Source organism: Ferruginibacter profundus, assembly GCF_054783275.1.
Window position 1 is genome coordinate 497,251 of the sequence record NZ_BAAGQW010000001.1, and the last position, 24,510, is coordinate 521,760.

Annotated in this window: 12 protein-coding genes; all 12 read left to right on the forward strand. The window is 41.8% G+C overall.

Annotated features, from left to right (window positions below; genetic code table 11):
* Window positions 1-383 precede the first annotated feature (383 nt).
* The 12 genes from ACYVM0_RS01965 to ACYVM0_RS02020 all read left to right on the forward strand — a co-directional run bounded on the left by ACYVM0_RS01965 (window position 384) and on the right by ACYVM0_RS02020 (window position 24,493).
* Complete coding sequence (locus ACYVM0_RS01965) at window positions 384-3,509, forward strand: SusC/RagA family TonB-linked outer membrane protein (protein WP_460551661.1); 3,126 nt, start codon at window positions 384-386, stop codon at window positions 3,507-3,509.
* A 20-nt stretch (window positions 3,510-3,529) separates the two neighbouring features.
* Window positions 3,530-5,314, forward strand: a complete 1,785-nt coding sequence (locus ACYVM0_RS01970; RefSeq protein WP_460551664.1) for a RagB/SusD family nutrient uptake outer membrane protein — start codon at window positions 3,530-3,532, stop codon at window positions 5,312-5,314.
* A 245-nt stretch (window positions 5,315-5,559) separates the two neighbouring features.
* A complete protein-coding gene (locus ACYVM0_RS01975; protein ID WP_460551667.1) occupies window positions 5,560-7,014 on the forward strand; it encodes a vanadium-dependent haloperoxidase in 1,455 nt (484 codons plus the stop codon).
* An 8-nt stretch (window positions 7,015-7,022) separates the two neighbouring features.
* Window positions 7,023-10,364: an FG-GAP-like repeat-containing protein gene (locus tag ACYVM0_RS01980; RefSeq protein WP_460551670.1), complete on the forward strand. Its 3,342-nt coding sequence runs from the start codon at window positions 7,023-7,025 to the stop codon at window positions 10,362-10,364.
* A gap of 11 nt (window positions 10,365-10,375) precedes the next feature.
* Window positions 10,376-12,496 (forward strand): thioredoxin domain-containing protein, encoded by a 2,121-nt coding sequence (locus ACYVM0_RS01985; RefSeq protein ID WP_460551673.1) that lies wholly within the window; start codon window positions 10,376-10,378, stop codon window positions 12,494-12,496.
* Window positions 12,497-13,056: 560 nt separating this feature from the next.
* Window positions 13,057-15,048 (forward strand): family 43 glycosylhydrolase, encoded by a 1,992-nt coding sequence (locus ACYVM0_RS01990; protein ID WP_460551676.1) that lies wholly within the window; start codon window positions 13,057-13,059, stop codon window positions 15,046-15,048.
* A 240-nt stretch (window positions 15,049-15,288) separates the two neighbouring features.
* On the forward strand, window positions 15,289-16,410 hold the full coding sequence (locus ACYVM0_RS01995) for an alpha/beta hydrolase-fold protein (RefSeq protein WP_460551679.1): 1,122 nt from the start codon (window positions 15,289-15,291) through the stop codon (window positions 16,408-16,410).
* 65 nt (window positions 16,411-16,475) lie between these two features.
* Complete coding sequence (locus tag ACYVM0_RS02000; protein ID WP_460551682.1) at window positions 16,476-17,639, forward strand: alpha/beta hydrolase-fold protein; 1,164 nt, start codon at window positions 16,476-16,478, stop codon at window positions 17,637-17,639.
* A gap of 7 nt (window positions 17,640-17,646) precedes the next feature.
* Window positions 17,647-18,984 (forward strand): glycosyl hydrolase family 8, encoded by a 1,338-nt coding sequence (locus ACYVM0_RS02005; protein WP_460551685.1) that lies wholly within the window; start codon window positions 17,647-17,649, stop codon window positions 18,982-18,984.
* A gap of 14 nt (window positions 18,985-18,998) precedes the next feature.
* Complete coding sequence (locus ACYVM0_RS02010) at window positions 18,999-20,924, forward strand: alpha/beta hydrolase-fold protein (RefSeq protein WP_460551688.1); 1,926 nt, start codon at window positions 18,999-19,001, stop codon at window positions 20,922-20,924.
* 60 nt (window positions 20,925-20,984) lie between these two features.
* On the forward strand, window positions 20,985-23,594 hold the full coding sequence (xyl3A, locus tag ACYVM0_RS02015; RefSeq protein WP_460551691.1) for a glycoside hydrolase family 3 protein: 2,610 nt from the start codon (window positions 20,985-20,987) through the stop codon (window positions 23,592-23,594).
* A gap of 47 nt (window positions 23,595-23,641) precedes the next feature.
* Window positions 23,642-24,493, forward strand: a complete 852-nt coding sequence (locus ACYVM0_RS02020; RefSeq protein WP_460551694.1) for a sialate O-acetylesterase — start codon at window positions 23,642-23,644, stop codon at window positions 24,491-24,493.
* The last annotated feature ends 17 nt before the right edge of the window (window positions 24,494-24,510 follow it).

Here is a 24,510-nt window from a genome sequence, read left to right on the forward strand (position 1 = left end):
GCCAGAACAAAAAATTGATATAATCGGAACATGGGTATTGGATGTTAAACAGTTATTTCGTAATGCGAATTGCGATAACGATAAACCTGCTTAATGGATAAGACCAGCTGCTATATAAGAATGCGGACTCCCTTCGCTTCCAGGACAGTTAAATTTATTATTATAAAAAAAGGGTTAATTAGTGTAACGTTACGTTCACGCAAACTGATTTATTTTTCTATTATTTCCCTGTTTAACTATTACGTGTCTTTGTATCCCCGCAATAAAATAGCTGATAGCAGCCTGCTTTTTCTTCCTGTAAAAATCTTTTAAAAATACAATTACCTATAGTCCGATATTATTGATGAACCGATACCAAATTAACAATGCTTAAAAAAATAATTATGTTTAAACGACTATGTAAAATTATTGGCATTACCCTCGCCCTGCAGGCGTTTGTAATGATGGCTTTTGCTCAGAATATTACCGTAAAAGGGCATGTAACAGATGCTAAAGGCGAACCTGTTTCAGGCGCCTCTGTAACCATTAAAGATGCCAAAGGAGGTACTACAACAGATGCTTCGGGTGATTTTTCCATTGCCGTGCCCAGGGGTACCACTTTAATAATTACGGCTATAAATTACCTGGGTAAGGAGGTAAAAATTACATCCCCCGACCAGGAAGTACGGATTACATTAACCAGCACTGATAAATCTTTAGGCGAAGTTGTTGTAATCGGGTACGGTACACAAAGAAAAAAAGATGTAACAGGGTCTACTGTATCTGTAAAAGGAGAAACGCTTAACGAAATAAAGGCGCCGAATATTTATAATCAGTTGCAGGGAAGAGCCGCCGGTGTTGATATTGTAAGCAATGGAACTTCAATAGGCACTGCCGGCCAGATACGTATACGTGGTAACCGTTCTATAACAGGTAATAACGATCCTTTGATTGTTGTGGACGGTATGGCTTTCGGAGGTAGTATCAATGATATCAATCCTGATAATGTTGCTACAGTGGATGTACTGAAAGACGCTTCTGCCACTGCTATTTATGGTTCCAGGGGATCTAATGGTGTTATCATCATTACTACAAAACGTGGTAAAACAGGCAGCAAACCAGTTACCACTTATAATGGCTATGCAGGTTTTGTAAATGCGATAGCCAAATGGAAGTTGTTTAACGGTACCGAATACGCTAAATTTAAAGAGGATGCAAGGCAGGGCCAACCGGCTTATCTCACCAACCCGAATGTAATAAGCCCTTACGGCTTAACAGCTATAGAACAAACCAATCTTGCAGCAGGTGTAAATACCGACTGGCAGGATCTTTTATTAACTACCGGCTTAAGAACCAGCCACGACCTGAATGTTAATGGAGGAAATGAAAGAACCCAGTACAATTTTGGAATGGGGTATTACAAAGAGACCGGCATCATGCATGATCAAAAACTGGAACGTTATTCGTTTAGTGTAAATATTGATCATAAAATGTCTGAGCGCCTTAAGGTAGGGTTTACAAGTTTTAATGCGATGGTTTACCAGAACCGTGTAGGTACCAATGCCTATGGTACCGCCATGAGGCTGGGCCCTTTGTATAAACCTTATAATGATGATGGTTCATTAAATTTTTATCCTACTATACAACAGGGTGTTGATAATACTACTATTAACCCGCTTACTTCTATTGGTAATGATGAGCTGATAAAAGCATATACCCGCAGGTACCAGTTTCAGCATAATTTTTATGGAGAAGTAAAAATTATCAAAGGCCTGAATTTCAGAACCACATTTGGTTTTGGCTGGTCGCAAACGCACAATGCTAATTATACCGGCCCTAATACCGTGTACAACAGTAATACCAATACCGCCGGTGCAAACGTAAGTAAATCCGATGCGGAAGGATGGCAGTATACAATTAACAACTCACTGAATTATAATACAACATTTGCCCAGAAGCATAAGCTGCAGGTGCAGGTGTTGCAGGAAGTACAGAAGAATCATTTTGAATCGCAGGGTTGGAGTGGCCAGGGTGTTCCTGCCAATTACATACAGGATTTCAACTTTCAGTTAGTGAATACTATTAACCCGCAGGCCGGCTCTTACAGCGAATCTGGTTTAATTGGTTATATGGGCAGGGCTATTTATTCCTATAATGATAAATACCTGCTTACTGCAACAGTCAGGTCAGACGGAGCGTCAGTACTTGCTCCCGGTCATCAATACGTAACCTATCCTGCGGTTTCTCTTGGATGGAACCTGGATAAGGAAGCTTTTATGCAGGATATAAAATTTGTGAACAGTTTAAAACTGAGGGCCGGATGGGGTATCAGCTCTAATGCAGGCGTAAGCTCTTATCAGACATTAGGAAGTCTTACCACTAATTTTTACAATTACGGGCAGGGAACCACACCATTGGTTAACTATGTAAATGGTTACCTGATCAATACCTTGCCTAATCCCAATTTAACCTGGGAAAAAACCAAGGGCTTGAACATGGGGGTTGATTTTGCGGTGCTTAACAACCGTATTTCCGGTTCTATTGAATATTATGATACTAAAACAGACGGCATATTGTTGCAAAAGAGTTTACCGGGAAGCCAGGGGGCCAATTCAATATTAGTAAATGCCGGTAAAACAGCCTCTCACGGTATGGAGTACACTATCAGTAGCCTGAATATAGAAAGCAGGAAGCAGGGTGGCTTTAGCTGGCGTACCGATTTCAATGCTTTCTTTAACAGGGAAAAAATTGTAGCACTGCAACAGGGATTACAGCAGGATGTGGGTAATGGCTGGTTTGTTGGTAACCCCATTACAGTGATCTATGATGTAAAGAAAGTAGGTATCTGGCAAACAAGTGAAGCCTCACAGGCCGCATTATACGGACAAGCCCCCGGCGATATTAAACTGGAAGATCTTGACAAGACCAATTCTATCGGCGCTAATGACCGCCAGATCATCGGGAATTTTCAGCCCAAACTTGTGGCTGGTATGACGAACCATTTGGAGTACAAAAATTTTGATATGAATATTGTAATGTTTGGTCGTTTTGGCCAGACGGTTGTAGCCACTTATTTATCAGCAGATGGTGGTGGAGCAGGCTATCCTTTCTTTATGAACAGCAGGGTTAACCAGTTAAAGGTAGATTACTGGACGCCAACCAATCCCACCAATGCATTTCCTCAGCCGGATGCAAGCCGTGATGGCCAGTTATATACTTCAACGCTTACATACCGTGATGGCTCTTTCATAAAAATAAGGTCAATTGATCTGGGCTATACAATCAACAGCAAATTGCTTACTAAGGCCAGGCTTCAGTCTTTCAGGGTATATGCAAGTGCTCAGAATCCCTTTATCTTATGGGCTCCGCTTGTAAGAGATGGATTGGGTATTGATCCTGAAGGTAACGGTACCGGTAACTCGGTAGGTTCTTCTGCAGGTGGTTCACCTGTTCAGGGACGTGCCATTACAGTAAATGCCGGCGTGCCACCTACACGCCAGTTTATTCTTGGAGTAAGCGTGAAATTTTAATACTTAAAATAATACTCAACATGAAAAAGATAAATATAAAATTCCTTATACTTTGCACGGCGGTATTGTTTGCTGCTTCAGGCTGTAAAAAAATTCTTACCGAACAACCGCGGGCTACTATTGATCCTTCCTATTTTAAAACACCCGAAGGTATACAGGGTGGGGTTGCCGGTATCTACTCTTCTTTCAGGGGCCATTGGGGTACACAGATCTTTACTCAATTGTTCAATGCCGGTACTGATGAATTTCAGAAAGGGGGTGCAGCAGATGTGCAACATTGGTTTACATTCAATAATGCATTGATAAAAACCAACACTAACGATTATGCCGGTTTTTGGAACGGGATGTTTATTGACATTAACACTGCAAATGGTGTGTTGGAATATGGGGCGGCTGCAAATTTACCTGCTGCCACAAAAACGCAGGTGCTTGCACAGGCAAAGTTTTTACGTGGCTTCTGCTATTTCAATCTTGTAACCACTTTTGGTGCCGTTCCTTTACACACTGTTTTTAATACACAGGCAACAGCAGCTGATGCACCGGCACCATTGGCCGATATCTATGCCCAGATCATTAAGGATTTTACTGAGTCAGCTAATGATCTGCCCAATGCTCCCGCAGCAGGTACAGGCAAACCTGCCACCAAGGCAACCGCATTATTCCTGCTGGCTAAAACATATCTCTGGAGAGGATGGTCATCAGCAGCACAGCCTTCGGATTTCACGAATGCATTTAATACTGCAAAAAACGTGATCGACAATAAAGCAACTTATGGACTGGACCTTCTTCCTTACTATCCCAACGTGTTTAAAGAAGGTAACGAATACAGTTCAGAAGTATTAATGGATATCGAGCATACCAAGGATCAGAAATTTGGCCAGAACTCTGCGCCGGGCAGTGGTGCTACCAATGGTGCCGAAAATAAATCCAACTTCTTCTTCCGTCCTAATTATCCCGCAATAAACGCCAATTATCCTGCAGGTGGTGGTGCAAATCCTACAGTAAGAGATATCAATAACGGCCGGCCTTTTCAGCGTATAAAGCCCAATATGAAATATGTTATTGATGCCGCTTTTGCAAACAGGGCTACTGATTCCCGTTATGAAGGAACTTTTCAGACAGTATGGCTTTCAAATAGCGTGGAAATGTCTGTAAAAGGAACCACCGGTGTTACCACACCAAGAGGTACTTTGATCAATGGTGTAGATACTGCGATATGGATGGCTGACAGAGTGGTTACTCCTGCAGAAAGGGCGGCTTTTAAAGGTATCATTTTTGAACCTGAGCATTTAGCAGGCGTAACAGTACCCATGACGGCGAGTTACTATCCCAATATCAGGAAATGGGATGACTCAACCAGGGGCGATAAGAATGATTATTCAGACAGGCCATTTATTTTATACCGTTTTGCCGAGCTGTACCTGATAGCTGCAGAAGCAGCATTTAAAGGTGGTGGTACTATGCAACAGGCAGCCGACATGATAAATGTACTGAGAACCAGGGCCGCATTAAAATCAAATCAAACCCCTGCACAATATGCTGCTGCTGTGTTGGCGCAGCAAATTACACCAGCCCAGGTAACACTTGATTTTATTTTAGACGAGAGAAGCCGTGAGTTGTTCTCTGAAAATACACGCTGGTGGGATCTTTCAAGAACAAAGACCCTTGTTCAGCGAGTGCAAGCCTATAATGCCGAAGGTGCTGCAGGTGTGCAGGGCTTTAATATGTTGAGGCCTGTTCCGCAGCAGCAAATTGACCTGGTAACGGAAGGGCCGGCATATCCGCAAAATCCGGGGTATCAATAAACTTTAATCTGATAATTGAATATGATTGTTGAATTGATTGAAAACCGGGGGAAAGATTTTCTGCCCTCGGTTTTCTTTTAAAACATGATCCGGGATATCAAAACAATATTCCAAAAGTGGTAGTTACGGGTAAAATAACGGAGTGGTAATTTTTTTAAGCGATACAATCCGTTTTTTAAAATAACCTAAATGTGTTGCGTTTTTATTGATGCAAATCATTTTTCAACATTTATTGTGCAAAGGCCATGCGAAATTTATTGAAATATTTATTTATCCTTACCGCCTGTTCCTGTACCGGTAATACAAAAATTATTGATGAACCAAAGGGTGCAGAAAACATCGCTTACAAATGGGGAAAAATTATTTTAACCGCCACAGCTAATGATACAGAAAAATTCAGGCCCCGCCCGACTGTAACATCAAGAATACTGGCGCTGATATGCACAGCAGAATTTGATGCATGGTCGAGATACGATGACAAAGCACAACCGGTATATTTAAAAAATGTAGAACGGGTGGATGACACCAAAAGAACATTAAAGAATAAAGAAACAGCAATTAGTTATGCTGCTTTTCGTACCATGTTAACCTATTATTTTTCGGATTCAGTACTGCTCAGGGATAAGATGAAAGAATTCGGGCTGGACCCGGATAATAATTCTCTTGATCCCCAAACGCCTGAAGGCATTGGTAATCTTGCTGCAAAATCGGTTATTGGAGCAAGGCTGAACGATGGTTCCAATCAAACCGGAACAATGCAGGGGTCAAATGGTACTATCTATTCCGACTACACGGGATATCAGCCGGTAAACAGTGCCGATACGCTTCGTGATATTAAACACTGGCAACCTAAATATTTTGCAGATGGCAAAGGCGGAAGATTTTCTCCTCCCTGCCTTACACCACATTGGGGAAAAGTGAAACCACTGATGCTGGATTCGGCCAACGAATTTCGTTGCCAGCCTCCGCCGCAATTAGGCTCGGCACAATTAGAAAAAGAAGTAGCTGCTGTTGTTGCCATGCAGGCTAATCTTACCAATGAACAAAAAGCATTGGTAGAATTTATGCGTGACGGGCCAAGGTCTGTTCAGCAGGCGGGCCATTGGTTCATTTTTGCACAGGATATTTCAGAGAGGGACCACCATACACTAGACCAGGATGTGAAAATGTATTTTGCAGTAGAAGCTGCAGCAATGGATGGCTTTATTGCCTGCTGGGATACAAAGATGCAATTTGATTTTGCCCGTCCCTATACATTGGTACATTATTATTTCAACAACAAAAAGATAAAAGGATGGGGCGGCCCGGATAAAGGGATGATTGAAATGCAGGGACAGGAATGGCGGCCCTATTCGCCTGAAACTTTTTTGTGTCCGCCATTTCCAAGTTATGTATCGGGGCACAGTAGTATCAGCGGGGCCTGTGCAGAAATACTTAAACTGTTTACAGGAAATGATCAGTTTGGAATTGAAGTAAAACGCAGGCCGGGAGAACTCACTGAACCGGGTAATATTGCTCCCGAGGTTACTTTAAAATTTACCACGTTTACCGAAACCGCCGATATGGCCGGAATTTCACGTGTGCTTGGGGGTTACCATATACCATGCGAAAACCAGGAAGGTTTGAAATTAGGAAGGAGTGTGGCCGCTGCAGTGTGGAAGAAGTATTTATATTATACAGGTGAAAAAACTGAAAAGTAAAAGAAAAAATGCTCAACAGATTAACATTTTCAGTGCTGGTATTGCTGTCGTTACTTTTTTGTATCAGTACAGGCATGGGCTGCAATGGCAATGCATCAGAAAGCGATGTTGCTATCAGTCCTGTTTTTGAAAAGGTAGCTTCTTCAGAAAGCGGCATTACTTTTAATAATACTGTGGTAGAGAATTATCAGAAAAATTATTTTGATTCATTCGCCTATGTGTACAATGGTGCAGGTGTTGCCACCGGCGACTTTAATAACGACGGGCTGACGGATATTTATTTTGTGGGAAATGAAGTGCCTGATAAATTATACATCAACCAGGGCGGAATGAAGTTTAAGGATATAACCGCAACAGCAGGGGTGGATGGTGGCAAAGGATGGAAGAACGGAGTGAGCCTGGTGGATATTAATAATGATGGCTTACTGGATATTTATGTTTGTAAAGGAGGCTTCAGAGATGCCGATGATGAAAGGAAAAATTTATTATACGTTAACCAGGGAAACCTTTTATTTAAAGAACAGGCGAAAGAATATGGCCTGGATGATGACTGTTATTCCATGCAAGCCGTTTTTTTTGACATGGATAATGATAATGACCTTGACGTGTACCTTACCAGCAGGCCGGATAGTTTTTACCTGGGGTTATCGAGAATGGTTTCGGGTAAAAGAAACCCGCCGGATAAATGCAGGAATAAATTGTACCGGAACGACAATGGGATATTTACTGAGATCGGTAAACAGGCAGGTGTAGGGCATAGTTTCGGGTATGCATTATCGGTTGAGGCGGCAGATCTTAACAATGATGGTTACCAGGATATTTTTGTGGCCAATGATTATGCCGATAATGATTACATGTTTATCAACCAGAAAAACGGCACGTTTAAAGATGAAGTAAAAAGCATGACCAACCATGTGTCGCTTTTCTCTATGGGATCAGACATTGCTGATATTAATAACGATGGTTTTGAAGATATACTGGTAATGGAAATGTTGCCGGAAAACTACAAACGGTCTAAAGTGTCCATGCCGCGGATGGATGTGGAAGGTTTTTGGGCCATTGCAGACAGTGGTTTTCAAAAGCAATACATGCACAATGTGTTGCACCTGAATCATGGCAATGGCTTCTTTAGTGATGTATCGCAAATGGCGGGCATTTCTAAAACAGAATGGAGTTGGGCAACACTGGCGTCGGATTTTGATAATGATGGTAACAGGGACATTTTTGTTGCCAACGGATACCGGAGGGATTTATTTGACGGGGACATACAGCAGAAACAGGACCTGTATGTTAAAGCCAATATGAATAAATACAGCTCGTCGCAGGAAATGTTTGAAAAAGGCTTTAAAGAATACATGGACATTTATGATCCTATTAAAGTGAGAAACTATTTATTTAAAAACAAAGGTGGATTGCAGTTTGAGAATGTATCAGCTGCATGGGGCTTTAAGGACAGTACTTTTTCCAATGGCGCTGCTGTGGCAGATTTTGATAATGATGGTAAAGTTGACCTGGTGATCAATAATCTTGACGGGGAGGCTGATGTATATAAAAACATTTCAACAGCAAAGAATAATTATTTGCGGATGAAACTGGAGGGGCCTCAAAAAAATGCTGATGGTATAGGCGCAAAAATATCATTGTACTATGATGGCAAACAACAGCAGTTCTTTCAGCAAAAAACAGTAAGGGGATATCTTTCCTGTAATGAACCCACTATTCATTTCGGTCTGGGTACAAAAGATAAAATAGATAGTGCAGTAATTGTATGGCCCGACGGAAAAGCAAATACGCTGAAAAATATTACCGCCAACCAGGTTGTAAAAGTAAATTATAAAGAAGCGGTTCCGGGAACGGATCATAATGCCCGGTACACAGCTTTGTTTGCAGAGGCAACCGATCAATTGCTGCCAGTGCCATTTGTACACAGGGAAAATAAATACGATGAATATGCAGACCAGGTATTACTGCCGCATGAATTTAGCAGGGACGGCCCATTTGTAGCAACGGGAGATGTAAACGGAGATGGTGCCGAAGACCTGTATGTGGGAGGTGCCAAAGACCAGCCCGGTTGTTTATACCTGCAACAAAACGGGAAATTTGAAAAGAAAACAGTTGCCGCTTTTGAAGCCGATAAGCAATACGAAGATATGGGCACCACATTATTTGATGTGGATGGTGACGGAGATCTTGATTTGTATGTAATAAGTGGTGGCAGTGAATTTGAAGAAGGGTCGCCCATGTACCAGGACAGGTTGTATATCAATGAAGGGAAAGGAAATTTTACAAAATCTGTTATAACGGCAACGGCTGGTAGCGGATCGTGTATAGCAGCTTTTGATTTTGATGGCGATGGGGATATTGATATTTTCAGGGGGGGCGAAGTAATGGCGCATAAATATCCGCAGGCACCGCTGAGTTACCTGCTGGTAAATGAACATGGAAAGCTGGTTGATAAAACAAAAGAATTTGCTCCTGGTCTTGCCAGGGTGGGCATGGTGAAATCGGCTGTTTGGGCTGACCTGGATGGTGACAAAAAACCTGAATTAATAGTAGCAGGAGAATGGATGCCTGTTAAAGTGTTTGCATTCCGTAATGGAAAAATGAACGATGTTTCTGCAGAGTATAACCTGCAGCTTACAGAAGGCTGGTGGGATAAATTAATAGCTGATGATATAGATGGCGATGGTGATATAGATCTAATTGCCGGTAACCTGGGTGAAAATTATAAATTCCAGGCAAGTGTGCAAAAGCCTTTTGAAGTATACGCCAAAGATTTTGACGGCAATGGCACTAACGATATATTTCTTGCCCGGCATCTCAATGATATCATGGTACCTATCCGTGGACGGGAATGCACATCGCAGCAATGCCCGATGATCGCAAAAAAATTTCCTACCTATTTATCATTTGCAGAAAGTGATCTTAACGGCATACTGGGCGATGACCAGCTGAAGACTGCCTTGCATTACCAGGCGCATCTTTTTTCAACAGTGATCTTTGTAAATGATAAAGGAAAGTTTACACAAAAAAAGTTGCCGATGGAAGCACAACTCTCCACCGTAAATGGCATCATTGTAAAAGACTTTGACGGCGATGGCAAAAAAGATATACTCATTGCTGGAAATAAGTTTGATGTGGAAGTGGAAACTACAGCTGCGGATGCTTCTCCCGGGGTTTTTCTTAAAGGACTGGGAAATCTTGAGTTTAAAAGTTTTAAGCCTTTGGAAAGCGGCTTTTTTGCACCGTGGAATGTAAAAGATATGCAGCCTGTAAAAGTAGCCGGGCACGGGGCAATCCTGGTAAGCTCCAATAACGACAGATTGCGGGTGTTTAAAGAGATCAGGTAAACGTTACAGTTATGTTTAAAAAAATGGGGAAAAGCGGGGCGGCACAAGTGGTTTATTGCATTGCTCTTACTGTATTGTTGTTGTGTGGTTGCAAAGGCTGGCATCAGAAGCAAAAAAACAGGTTGCAAAATGCTTTTAGCCCTTACCTGAAAGAGCACGCCGATAACCCTGTGGATTGGTATGAGTGGGGCGATGAGGCGTTGAACAGGGCTAAAAAAGAAAATAAACCATTATTGATAAGTATCGGTTACGCTTCCTGCCATTGGTGCCATGTTATGGAAAAGGAATCCTTTATGGATACTGCTGTGGCGAGGGTGATGAATGAAAATTTTATTTGTATAAAAGTAGACCGTGAAGAGCGGCCAGACATTGATAATATTTATATGAATGCGTTGCAATTAATTTCAGGAGAAACAGGCTGGCCCTTAAATGCATTTGCATTGCCGGATGGCAAACCTTTTTTTGCTGGCACTTACTATGCTAAAAAAAATTGGACCAGTTTATTGCTCGGTATTGCAAAATCTTATACCACTAAACATAATCTTGTGGTAACACAGGCAAATGCAATGCTGAACGGAATAGCAGAACAGGATCTTTCGTTAATTGATACGGCAGCAACAGGCGCTAAAAATACAGGGATTGATTATAAGGAATTGTATGACAGTATCTACAAAGCAACTGACCAGGAAAACGGGGGATTGAAAGGGATGCCGAAATTTCCAACTCCGGCATTTGCAGAGTTTTTACTGCAACACTACTCTGTCACCGGTAATAAAGAAACTTTAAAAATAGCCGGCCTTACGTTAAAGAAAATGGCGTTGGGCGGCATATACGACCAGGTTGGCGGCGGATTTGCCAGGTATGCTACCGACAGTTTTTGGAAGGTGCCGCATTTTGAAAAAATGCTCTACGATAACGGGCAGCTGCTGAGTGTTTATGCCCATGCCTATCAATTAACCAAAGATGATTTTTATAAAAAAATTCTTGATGAAACAATTGTATTTATGGAGAAATCACTGGCTGCACCCGGAGGAGGCTACTTCAGTTCGCTGAGTGCTGATTCCGATGCAGGTGAAGGCGAATATTACGCCTGGAAAAAAAGTGATTTTGAAAAAGTAACTGGTACTGATCAGATGTTAGCAACCTACTTTCATGTATCAGGCCAGGGAAACTGGAAACCGGGAAGCAATATACTTTATGCCAGCCAGCCACCTGCGGAATTTGCTGTTGCCAATAAAATATCTCCCGGAGAATTTACTGCAAAGATGGCAATAGCAAAAAGTAAATTACTAAATGAAAGGAGTAGACGAATACCGCCGGTAACAGATTCAAAGATCATAACAGCATGGAATGGTATGGTGTTAAAAGGTTATGCAGATGCTTATGCTGCAACCGGAACTGAAGATTATCTTATAAAAGCCCGGGCATGTGCGTCGTTTATAGAAAAAAATATGCTGGAGAAGGATGGTGGTTTAAAACGCAGTTTTCATGAAGGTAAAGATGTTGTTGCAGGCTTTCTTGATGATTACGCATGGGCTGCTCTGGCATTTACCAGGCTTTACCAGGTGAGTTTTGAAACCCGTTGGATAACGCTGGCCCGAACATTAACTGATTATGTAAACCGTAATTTTTATAACGCCACCACCGGTTTATTTTATTATGCCAGCAAACAAAACGGCCTGGTATTAAGAAAAACTGAAGTTGCGGATGATGCTGTTCCCTCGGCCAATGCGGTAATGGCAAAAGTACTCTACACATTGGGCATAGTGTACGACGATACAACCTACAGCGCCGCAGCTTTAAGAATGTATAATAATGTTGCAGGTCGTGTAAAAAAAATGCCATGTTATCACATAGAGTGGTGCAGTTTTGCGGCACTTTTATCAGCAAAGCCATACCAGGTGGTAATAATGGGCAAAGAGGCGTTGATTAAAAATAAGGAATTGCAACAAAATTATTTACCTGCCGGTATTGTTGTGGGAAGTATAAACGATGAGTTGCTTCCTTTGATGCAGGGTAAATTAGTGGCAGGTAAAACGCTGGTCTATACCTGTACCAATAAAATGTGTAAAAAGCCCGAAGAGGAAATTGTAAAAGTATTGGCGCAGCTACCACAAAAAATTATTGAATAAATATTTTAGGGTGGACAATTACATGCTAAGCATGTGTAGCATAGGAATGATACAGCAACAGGGAAGGCAATGTTTTTGTGGGTAAAAATAGCAACACGGGGAGAAAAAAAATAATGATTCAAAGTACGATGCAGAAGATCTTTTTTTCATATGCAGTTGACAAAGCAACCATCAGGGGCAGTAGTCTTATTGCCCCTCTTTAAAAGTAAAGGCCTTTCATAAAGGAGTTGAAAAAATCTGAGGATGATCATTTAGGTAAGGTTTAGCTGCTTAAAATGAAGTGGTAAACAAAAAATAAAAAATGAAAAAGCAATACAAAATACCAGGTCACATAGTAAGGCTGAAACGCTGTTTTTTTTCTTAATCGTTGTTTGGCGACAACAGGGGGCAATAATATTATTGCCCCTATTTTAAAACTCATTGGTGGAGTGGATGGCAGAAAAAAATTGAGCATGGCCGAAAAAGGGATATGAACAGATTACTACCCTCAATTGTGATAGTACCTGCAGTAATCTAAATAACAGCAGTCTTATTAAGTGTACACTATCAAAAGCAAAAAAATGAAAAACAAATATTTCAATACATTATGGTGCAGGATTTTCAGTGTGTTTGTGCCATCAATATTAATTACGCTGATGTCTTTTGGGCAGGTGAATATCGATATGTCGGTTTCAAATTACAACCAGGTTAATACTTATGTAAATCCGGTTTTACCTGGTGATCATCCCGATCCTACTTTACTAAAAGTTGGCGACGATTTTTATCATTGCGGGTCAAGCTTTCATTTTACGCCATACCTTCCCATTTATCATTCCAAAGACCTGGTGCATTGGGAGGTCATTTGCAGGGTACTGCCGCCATCAAAAGGCAGCTGGGTGTCAGATCGTCCTTCAGCCGGTATCTGGCAGGGCGCAATCACTTACTTCTATGGTTCTTACTGGATATATTTTTCATCCGGTGGGCAATGGTTTTGTAAAGCTAATTCTCCCTATGGTCCATGGACGGACCCTGTACAGGTGCAAACAAATCCAAAAACAGGCAATCTTGGTTACGATAATTCGATTTTTGTGGACGATGACGGTAAACCCTATATGATAATTAAAGACGGACAAAAAGTAAACCGTATACAGGCTTTGGGTAGGGACGGGCAGTTAGCCGATACCGTTATTAATATGGATTGGATCAATGCAAAATTGCAATACAGCTGGGCAGAAGGCCCGGTAATGTGCAAGCGTAACGGGTACTACTATTATTTTCCTGCCGGAGATGTATCTGGTGGACAATATGTTTTGCGGGGAACTGCACTCACCGCAGACTCTGCAAAATGGGAAAGATTGGGGGAATTTTTTAAACCGGTCAAAGATGCAGCGGCAGGCTTTCGCAGGCCCAATCATATTGCAGCTCCGATACAACTGGCCGATGGTAGCTGGTGGACAATTGGCCAGAGTTACGAAAGGTATGGTGATGATGACTGGTATGGTACAGGCCGGCAAACTTCCCTGTACCCGGTAATTTGGGAAGGCGACCGGCCATGGGGAATGGCACCTACAACTTTGCCCGTTGACAAACCTGACTTGCCAAAGTCGGGTATTTTATGGAGAAGCGTACAATCAGATTATTTTGGAAAAGATACACTGGGTTTATGCTGGCATTTTTTAAGTAAAAAAGATGCTGCAAAGTACTCGCTGCAGGCAAGAAAGGGATGGATCAGGTTGTTGCCGGATACCATAAGAACAAGCGTGGTACAAAAAGAAACCGACCATTATTATTCGGCAGTTACAAAAGTTGATTTTACTGCAACAGATACTTCAAACAAGGCCGGGCTTTATTTATCCAACGGCAATCAGCATGTTGTGGTAAAATTATATTCAGGTTTTGAAAATGGAAAAAAAATCACCTTCCAATTCGGATCTGTGCAGCATAGTATACCCAACTTTGGAGGGAGTACGGTATGGTTAAAAATTGAAAGAAATCAGCATGTGCTTACCGGTTATTACAGCACCAATGGTAAAAAATGGGAACCTGTAGGAACGTCAATAAATGTTGCTGACCTGGATAAAGTGCAACCCAATTATAATTCCTGGGTAGGTACAAGTATTGGTTTATTTGCAGAAGGCAAAGCTGCAGACTTTGATATGTTTGTTTGCAAAGATGGATTTTCCCCGATGCCAGCAGCCGGATACAGTAATTATTACGGAGTTGAAAAAATTAAAACTGATACCGGTTTTGCAGTCACCAATAATTCAAATTACGGCGGCTGGTTCATGCTTTCGGGTATTGATTTGGGTGAGACAGAAAATTCTGCAGCCATGGTGGAAGTTACCGTTGCGGCTACCAAAAAAGGCAGTCTGCAAATATGGCTGGATGACCTGGCTACAGGTAAATTAATTGCTACAATACCTGTTACACTAACCGGGGGAGAAAATAACTGGAAAGTATTTAGCCAGGCATTAAAAAATGTGGGTGGGCATCATGATGTATTTGTAAAATTCGCTGCGTGTAACGGGCGTACATTATTGGTAAGAAGCGTAACTTTTAAAAAAGATAAATAAACTATATTTTTTAAATTCTATTGGTACAGCAGTAAAATGATTGATGGTTAATTACCGGTTGTTTGTGTAAAATTCATCACAATGTTTTATTGGTAGTTTTTAATAGTATAGCTGAGTATCTTGTCTGATCATACTGACGATTGATAAAAAGCAAATACTCATCACCGGGTTCTCTTTCCAGGAAAGATTGATCATTTACTTTCTTTTATCGGTTGAATAAATAAACTAAAAATATAAAAAATGAATATCAGACTTTTAACCGTTGTTTTTGCAATGAGTATTGGCAGCAGTACCGGTTTGGCTCAAAACACCCAGCCTGCAATTATAGAAGATTTTAAACCTTCCTCACTGAATCAACCGGGCCAGGAATATCCGCAGGTAAATTCGCAAGGCTATGCAAGATTCAGGATACTGGCTCCCGGTGCGGATAGTGTAAGAGTAAGCCTGGGCCTCGGTGGCAGAGGGGGTACAAAACTCACCCAAATGCCAGACACAAGCTGGATGGGTACCACCGAAGGGCCAATGGATGAAGGTTTTCATTATTACAATATAAGGGTTGATGGAGGTAAATTCAATGATCCAGGCACGTTGAATTTTTATGGTTCTACCCGCTGGGAAAGTGGTATTGAAATACCTGCGCATGACCAGGATTTTTATGCATTAAAAAATGTGCCGCATGGTAATGTGCAACAGGTACTTTTTCCTTCACCCAGCACCAATACGTCACGCAGGGCATTTGTGTATACGCCACCGGGCTACGATAATAATGCCAAAAAACGTTACCCTGTGTTATACCTCCAGCATGGTTGGGGCGAAGATGAAACCGCATGGAGCAACCAGGGTCATGCCAATTTAATTATGGACAACATGATCGCAGAAGGAAAGATTCAACCCTTCATCATTGTGATGACTTATGGTATGACCAATGAGATAAAGTTTGGCGGCATGAGAAATTTTAAGATCGAGCCATTTCAGACTGTATTGGTTGATGAACTGATCCCTTATGTAGATGCCAACTTCCGCACCATAGCCAAACCAGCAAGCCGTGCAATGGCCGGGCTTTCTATGGGCGGCATGGAAACACATACAATCACACTCAATAAACCAGAAGTGTTTTCTTACTATGCATTACTAAGCGGCGGTACTTATACACCAGCAGAAATAAAAGATAAATCAAAAGTGAAGTTGATTTTTTTAAGTTGTGGTAGCAAAGAAAGGCCGGACGGTGTTAAAAATGCGGCGACAGCATTAAAAGACGCCGGTATCAATGCAGTGTCTTATGTTTCGGAAAATACAGCACATGAATTCCTTACCTGGCGGAGAAGCTTACACGAACTGGCGCCACTGCTGTTTAAAGAGTAAAAATATAAACACGGCTCTTTTGCTTGCAGCACGGGTATTGTTATTATCAATTAAAAAAGAAATAGATGAAAAGCAGGTACACCATTTTATTTTCAGCAGCAATTTTTATCAGCAGCCTTTGTGTTGCACAATCAGATATTGCAAATGATTTTAAACCTGCTTCCGGCAACCAGCCGGGCAAATTATATCCGCAGGTAAATAGCGAAGGCAGGGTTAGGGCCAGTATACTGGCGCCGCAGGCGCTAAAAGTGCAATTGGATATTGGCGGAAAGAAATATGACCTGGTAAAGGATGACAAAGGGGTATGGACAGGCGAATCGCTACCACAGGATGAAGGTTTTCATTACTACCAGTTGAATATTGATGGGGCATCAGTGCCGGATCCCGGAAGCCTTTACTTTTATGGCGCAGGCCGTTGGGGAAGCGGTGTTGAAATACCTGCAAAGGACCGGGATTTTTATGCACTGAAGGATGTGCCACATGGAATGGTATGCGAAAATATTTACTTCTCTAAATTAACCAATGCATGGCGGCGTTGCTTTGTGTACACTCCTGCAGACTATACTACCAATGTAAAAAAGCGATACCCTGTCTTGTACCTGCAACATGGTAGCTTTGAGGATGAAACCGGTTGGTCGGCCCAGGGAAAAGCAAATCTTATACTGGATAACCTTATCGCTGAGGGCAGGGCAGAGGCGATGATCATTGTGATGGATAACGGCTACGCATACAAGCCAATGGATAGTGCCGCAACTGAAAACAAAACCCGCCCTGTATCCATATTTGATGAGGTGATGGTGAACGAGATCATTCCAGGCATTGATGCAAAATTCCGCACCAGAGCCGATAAAGAACATCGGGCAATAGCCGGTCTTTCTATGGGTGCCAACCAAACCATCCGCATCATCATGAACCATTTGGATAAGTTCTCATACATCGGGGGGTTTAGCGGTACACCCAATTATCCCGGTACAGATGCCATAGACCCTGCGACTTTTTTAGATGGAAAATATAAAGATGGTGCAGCGATCAATAAACAGATCAAAGTATTTTGGTTAGGATTAGGCACAAAGGAACCCAATCCTTTTCCCGGTTCAGTAGGAGCATTTCGTGCAATGCTGGATAAACAGGGTATTAAACACGTATATTACGAATCGCCGGGCACAGCGCATGAATGGCTTACGTGGAGAAGGGACCTGCAACAATTTGCCAGCCTTATCTTTAAATAAAAAAATAATGATTGCCAACAATGCTTTTGTAAATAAAACGAAAAAAAAATTGGGTGAACACTGCCGCAAAACAAGGTTTTGGTTTGTAACTTTTGTTGCCGCAATTTACTTTTTGCTTCCTGCAGGCATTACTGCCCAAACAAAAAAAAGTACAGCTGCAGCAGTAACCGGTAAGTACCGTAATCTTTTTAAAGAAGCAGGATACAGCCTGGCTGATATTGATAAGAAAGTAAACAAAGCTTACTATGATCTTTTTGAAGGACCCAATCCCATTTACTTTCAGGTGGGTGATTCTATGGCTTATGTATCTGATATTAAAAATCATGATGCCAGAACAGAAGGGCTTTCATATGGTATGATGGTTGCTGTTCAACTGAACAAAAAAGATGTATTTGACCGCATCTGGCGATGGTCTAAAAAATATTTACAACACCAGGACGGGCCACGGGAAGGCTACTTTGCATGGAGCATCAATCCCGCCACCATGAAAAAAAATGCAGAAGGCTCTGCATCGGACGGTGAATTATATTTTATTACCGACCTCTTGCTGGCATCAAACCGTTGGGGTAATACAACTGGCATTAATTACTATGCAGAAGCAAGAAGGATATTAGATGCCATGTGGAAAAAAGATGGTACCGGAAATATTCACAACCTATTCAATACTGAATATAAACAGATCAGTTTTGTACCTGAAGGTAACGGCTACACGTGGACAGACCCTTCTTATCATCTTCCTGCCTTTTTGGAAATATGGGCCTTGTATGCAAAGGACGGGCACGAACAATTTTATAAGGATTGTGCGGATACCTCCCGTGCATTCCTGCACAGGGCCTGTGATGCAGTAACAGGGCTGAATACAGACTATGCTGATTTTAGCGGAGCACCACATCCCACCCGCTGGATGCCGCAAGCCTTTCGTTATGATTCATGGCGTGTGCCCATGAATATTACGATGGACTATGCATGGTTTGGTAAGGATAAAAACTGGCAACAGGATTATGCCAGACGATTGCAAAACTTTCTGCGCTCAAAAGGTATTGATACATTCGAAGACCAGTTTAATGTGGATGGCTCACGCCCCGAATTTATTCTGCAGGCGGGGAGTGTAAAAAAACTTCGGCACTCTATCGGGCTGGTAGCAACGGCGGCAACCACAGCAATGATCACCAACGATAAAAGCAGCATTGATTTTGTAAAAGCATTATGGAATGCTAAACTGGAACCTTATGAAGACGGCTATTTTGATCCCTACTATGACGGGCTTTTATACTTATTCAGCCTGATGCACCTGAGCGGAAAATATCAAATCATAACACCAAGCCAGCAAACCACTACTCATTAATTCAAACGGCAAATATGAAAAGATCTATTTTATTTACAGTACTTATTACCGGAATTGCATTTATAGCATCGGCACAGGTAAAACCTGCAGGTATGGGTTTTGATACAGTGCGTAATAGTATTACTCATGGTATTATAGATACCGTCACTTATACTTCAACAACAGTTGGAACAAAACGAAAGTCATTGATCTATACGCCGCCGGGATTTTCTAAAACAAAAAAATACCCGGTATTATATTTACTGCACGGTATTGGCGGTGACGAAAAAGAATGGTTTAATGGAGGCCACCCCGAAGTGATACTGGATAATTTATATGCGGATGGTAAAATTGAACCCATGATAGTAGTGATGCCCAATGGCAGGGCCATGAAAGATGACAGGACAACTGGGAATATCATGGCGCCGGATAAAGTACAGGCCTTTGCCAATTTTGAAAAAGACCTGTTGAACGATCTTATCCCTTTTATTGAAAAAAAATACCCGGTGCTTGCAGACAGGGAACACCGTGCCATTGCAGGATTATCAATGGGTGGCGGGCAGTCATTGAATTTTGGTTTAGGCAACCTGGATAAGTTTGCATGGATAGGAGGCTTTTCTTCTGCGCCCAATACCAAAACACCACAGGAACTGGTACCCGATATTACTGCAGCCAAAGCAAAAATAAAATTGCTGTGGATGTCTTGCGGCGCCAGTGATGGTCTCCTCTCTTTTAGCAAAAGGTTACATGAATATTTAATAGTGCATGATGTACCGCATATTTATTTTATAGAACCGGGTGTGCATGATTTTAAAGTTTGGAAAAACGGGTTGTTCATGTTCTCTCAATTGATCTTTAAACCGGTTGACCAATCAACATTTTCAAAATATCCTGTTGCCGGAGCGCCGGCGCCATCCAACATCCGTAATGCGGCTTACCCGCAAATAACAACCGACAGTCGTGTTATTTTTAATATTAAAGCACCTGACGCCAAAAAAGTACAAATTGACCTTGGCAAAAAATACGACCTGGTTAAAGATGACGATGGCTATTGGAAAGTAACTACCGATTCTGTCAGCGAAGGTTTTCATTATTATTCTTTATTGATAGATGGAGTAGCGGTAGCTGATCCTGCAAGTCAATCATTTTATGGTATGGGTCGTATGGCAAGCGGTATCGAAATTCCTTTCAGCGGCGGCGCCTACTATGCCCTGCGCAATGTTGCGCATGGGGATATCCGCATTAAAAGATATTTTTCTAAAGTTACCAATTCGTGGAGGCAATTTTATATCTACACACCACCGGGTTACGACTCTGCAGTTAATATGAACTACCCGGTGTTATACATTTTACACGGTGGTGGCGAAGATGAAACCGGTTGGGCCACACAGGGAAAAACAGACCTGATACTGGATAATCTCATTGCAGCGGGCAATGCAAAACCCATGCTGGTCGTGATGCCTGATGCAAACATTGGCGCAGGAGGCTTCAGCGCAGGTGGCATTGAAAGTTCGCTGAAGTTATTTGAAAGAGAGATGAAGGAGGCCCTGGTACCATTTGTTGAAAAAAATTACCGTGTACTAACCGGTGGGGCTAACCGTGCAATGGCTGGCTTATCACTCGGCGGTATGCATACACTTTATACCGGTCTTAATAACACGGATAAGTTTGCCTACCTGGGTGTATTCAGTTCGGGCTGGATAGTACCTATGATGAACAGCATCAGCGATAAACAATATGCTTTTTTAAAAGATAATGCGGCAATGGTGAACAGTAATTTAAAATCATTGTGGATATCAGAAGGTGGCAAAGATGATATTGCCTGGAAGAATGGCCAGATCATGTTGGGTAAACTGGATGAAATAAAAATCAGGTACACCTACAGCGAATACCCGGGAGGGCATACCTGGCCGGTATGGAGAAATAACCTGTACAATTTTGCACAGGTGTTGTTTAAATAAATTCCGGGAAGTTTCGGGACTCCGGTATAGAAGAGTGTATGATGAATAAAATAACACAAAATGAAAAGTTCGTTGATAAATAAAGTAATGCTTTTTATTGTAGTTAGTTGTGCGGTAATAAATTTAAAAGCGCAATTACCTTATCAAAATACCGCATTAAGTACAGAAGAAAGAGCAAAGGATTTGTTATCTCGATTAACGCTCGGGGAAAAAGCGTCGCTGATGTTCGATCAGTCGCCTGCAATACCCAGGCTGGGTATAAAAAAATTCAACTGGTGGAGTGAGGCATTGCATGGGCTTGCCAATAATGATAACGTGACAGTTTTTCCTGAGCCCGTGGGTATGGCAGCTTCATTCGACGATTCATTATTGTTTAAAATTTTCAACGCTACTTCTGATGAAGTAAGGGCCAAATACCATGATGCGTTGCGAAGCGGAAAAGAGAACCGCCGGTTTCTCAGTTTGTCGGTCTGGACGCCTAACGTAAATATTTTCAGAGACCCCCGTTGGGGTCGTGGTCAGGAAACCTATGGTGAAGATCCTTACCTCACCTCACGTATGGGGGTATCCGTAGTAAAGGGTTTGCAGGGGCCGCCTGATGCAAAATACCGAAAGCTGCTGGCGTGTGCCAAACACTATGCGGTGCATTCAGGGCCTGAATGGAGCAGGCATACTTTGAACCTTAATAATGTAAACCCGAGAGATCTGTGGGAAACCTATCTGCCGGCATTTAAATCTTTGGTGCAAGATGCAGATGTAAGGGAGGTGATGTGTGCCTATCAGCGTTTAGATGATGAACCCTGCTGTGGTAACAGCCGTTTGTTGCAAACCATTCTGCGGAACGATTGGGGGTTTAAACATATCGTGGTTTCTGATTGCGGAGCTGTTACCGATTTCTTTACCAGTCATAAAACATCTTCTGATGCAGTGCATGCTTCCTCTAAAGCAGTGATATCGGGCACCGATGTGGAATGCGTATGGCAGGGATATGCCTATGAAAAATTACCCGAAGCAGTTGCCAAAGGATTGATCACCGAAAAAGAAGTAGACAATCATTTGATAAAAGTTTTAATGGGGCGTTTTGACCTGGGTGATTTTGATGATGATGCCGTAGTACCCTGGGCTAATATTCCCATGTCAATAGTAAACAATGATGAACACCGGAAACTGGCATTGGATATGGCGTTGGAATCCATGACATTGTTACAAAATAAATATAATACACTTCCTTTAAAAAAATCAGCAAAAAAAATTGCGGTTATTGGCCCCAATGCAGATAATGAACCCATGCTATGGGGCAATTATAATGGCAAGCCGGTAAGAACCATTTCTATTCTCAATGGTATTAAATCAAAACTTTCAGCAACTGGTGTTGTGTATGATAAAGCCTGCGATGCGGTAGAAAATAAAGTAACGCAAAGTTATTTTTCTAAAACAACAGCGTCAGGTAAAAAAGGATTTAAAGCAACGTACTGGAATAACAGGGAGCGCACCGGTGATGTGGTGGCGACAAATCAAATTACCGATCCATTTAAGATTACCACTGCAGGTGACCATGAATTTGCCTCAGGCGTTAACCTGGTAGGTTTTTCAGCCATTTACGAAACTGAATTTACTGCGCCGGAAACTGAAGAGATCGTATTTAAAGCAGGTGCAACAGGATACTTTGAGTTGTTTGTCAATGGAAGATCGCTTGCCCGTTATAACAACTGGCGCACGTTGCCATCACGCATTGCATACAATGTAGAAAAAGACAAAACTTACCAGGTCGAGATCAGGTATGCACAATTAAATAACTGGCAGGCCAATCTTGAATTTGATTTTGGTAAAGAACTGGACATTGATTTCTCTGGTCTTATCAATAACCTCAAAGGTATTGATGAGGTAATATTTGTTGGTGGCCTATCAACTTTGTTAGAAGGTGAAGAGATGCCGGTTAACTTTCCGGGATTCAAGGGCGGCGACCGTACCGACATACAATTGCCCGCAGTGCAACGTAATTGTTTAAAGGCATTAAAAGCGGCAGGTAAAAAAGTGATTTTTGTAAACTGCTCCGGCTCTGCCATTGGCATGGTACCCGAAACTGAAAGTTGTGATGCCATATTGCAGGCCTGGTATGGTGGAGAGTCTGGAGGGCAGGCAGTGGCAGATGTGTTGTTTGGCGATTACAATCCTTCCGGAAAATTGCCTGTAACCTTTTACAAAGACACTACACAGTTACCGGGTTTTGAAGATTATTCCATGAAGGGGAGAACATACCGGTATATGACTGCGGACCCGCTTTTTCAATTCGGATATGGCTTAAGCTACACTAGGTTTTCTATTGGGGTGGCACAATTGAATAAAACACAAATTTCAAAAGATGAAAATCTTACCATTATCATTCCTGTTATCAATACCGGTAAAAGAAACGGAACAGAAATTGTGCAGGTGTATGTAAAAAAAGTAAATGATGTTAACGGGCCGATAAAAACATTAAGAGGATTTAAAAGAACAGCAGTGGCGGCCGGTAAAACAAGTAATGCAGTAATTGATCTGAAACCATCTGCTTTTGAATTTTATAATAGTAAGACTTTAAAAATGGATACAACTCCCGGTGAATACGAATTGTGGTATGGTAACAGCTCAGCTGCAAAAGATCTGAAAATGATAAAGGTTACCATTCTATAGAGATTCGGCAACAACAACTGACTTTTTTGTAAAATAAAATCCCGGTAATGAAATTGAAATCAATCATCATCACACTAAGCCTGTTGCTGCCTTGCGTAATGTCTTCGGCACAGGATAAAAAATTCTACATCTTCCTTTGTTTTGGGCAATCCAATATGGAAGGCAATGCAAGAATTGAACCACAGGACACCGTAAATGTTGATCCTCGTTTCCGGGTTTTGGAAGCGGTGGATTGCCCTGATCTGAAGCGTATCAAGGGCAATTGGTATACAGCAGTACCGCCATTAAGCCGTTGCAAAACCGGGCTTACTCCTGCGGATTATTTTGGCAGAACAATGGTGGCCAATTTGCCCAAAGATGTAAGAGTGGGTATTATAAATGTAGCGGTAGGTGGTTGTAAAATTGAATTGTTTGATAAAGACAATTACCAGGCTTATGTAAGCAAAGCACCGCAATGGATGATTGGAATGATCAACCAATACGATGGTAACCCTTATGCAAGATTGGTGGAGCTGGCAAAAATTGCACAGAAAGATGGAGTGATCAAAGGTATATTGTTACACCAGGGCGAATCAAATCCCAATGATTCTCTGTGGACCAAAAAAGTAAAAACAGTATATGATCATTTATTAAAAGACCTGCATCTTAAAGCAAAAAAAGTTCCGCTGCTGGCAGGCGAAACAGTGAATGCAGACCAGGGAGGTATTTGTGCAGGCATGAACAAGATCATTGCAACATTACCGCAAATGATTAAGAACGCTTACGTAATTTCATCAGCGGGTTGCCCGGATGCTGCAGATAACTTACATTTTACAGCAGCAGGGTACAGGATGCTGGGAAAGCGATATGCAGAACAGATGCTTACTTTATTAAAAATAAAAATAAAAGAGACGCAATAATATTACACGGGAGTAAA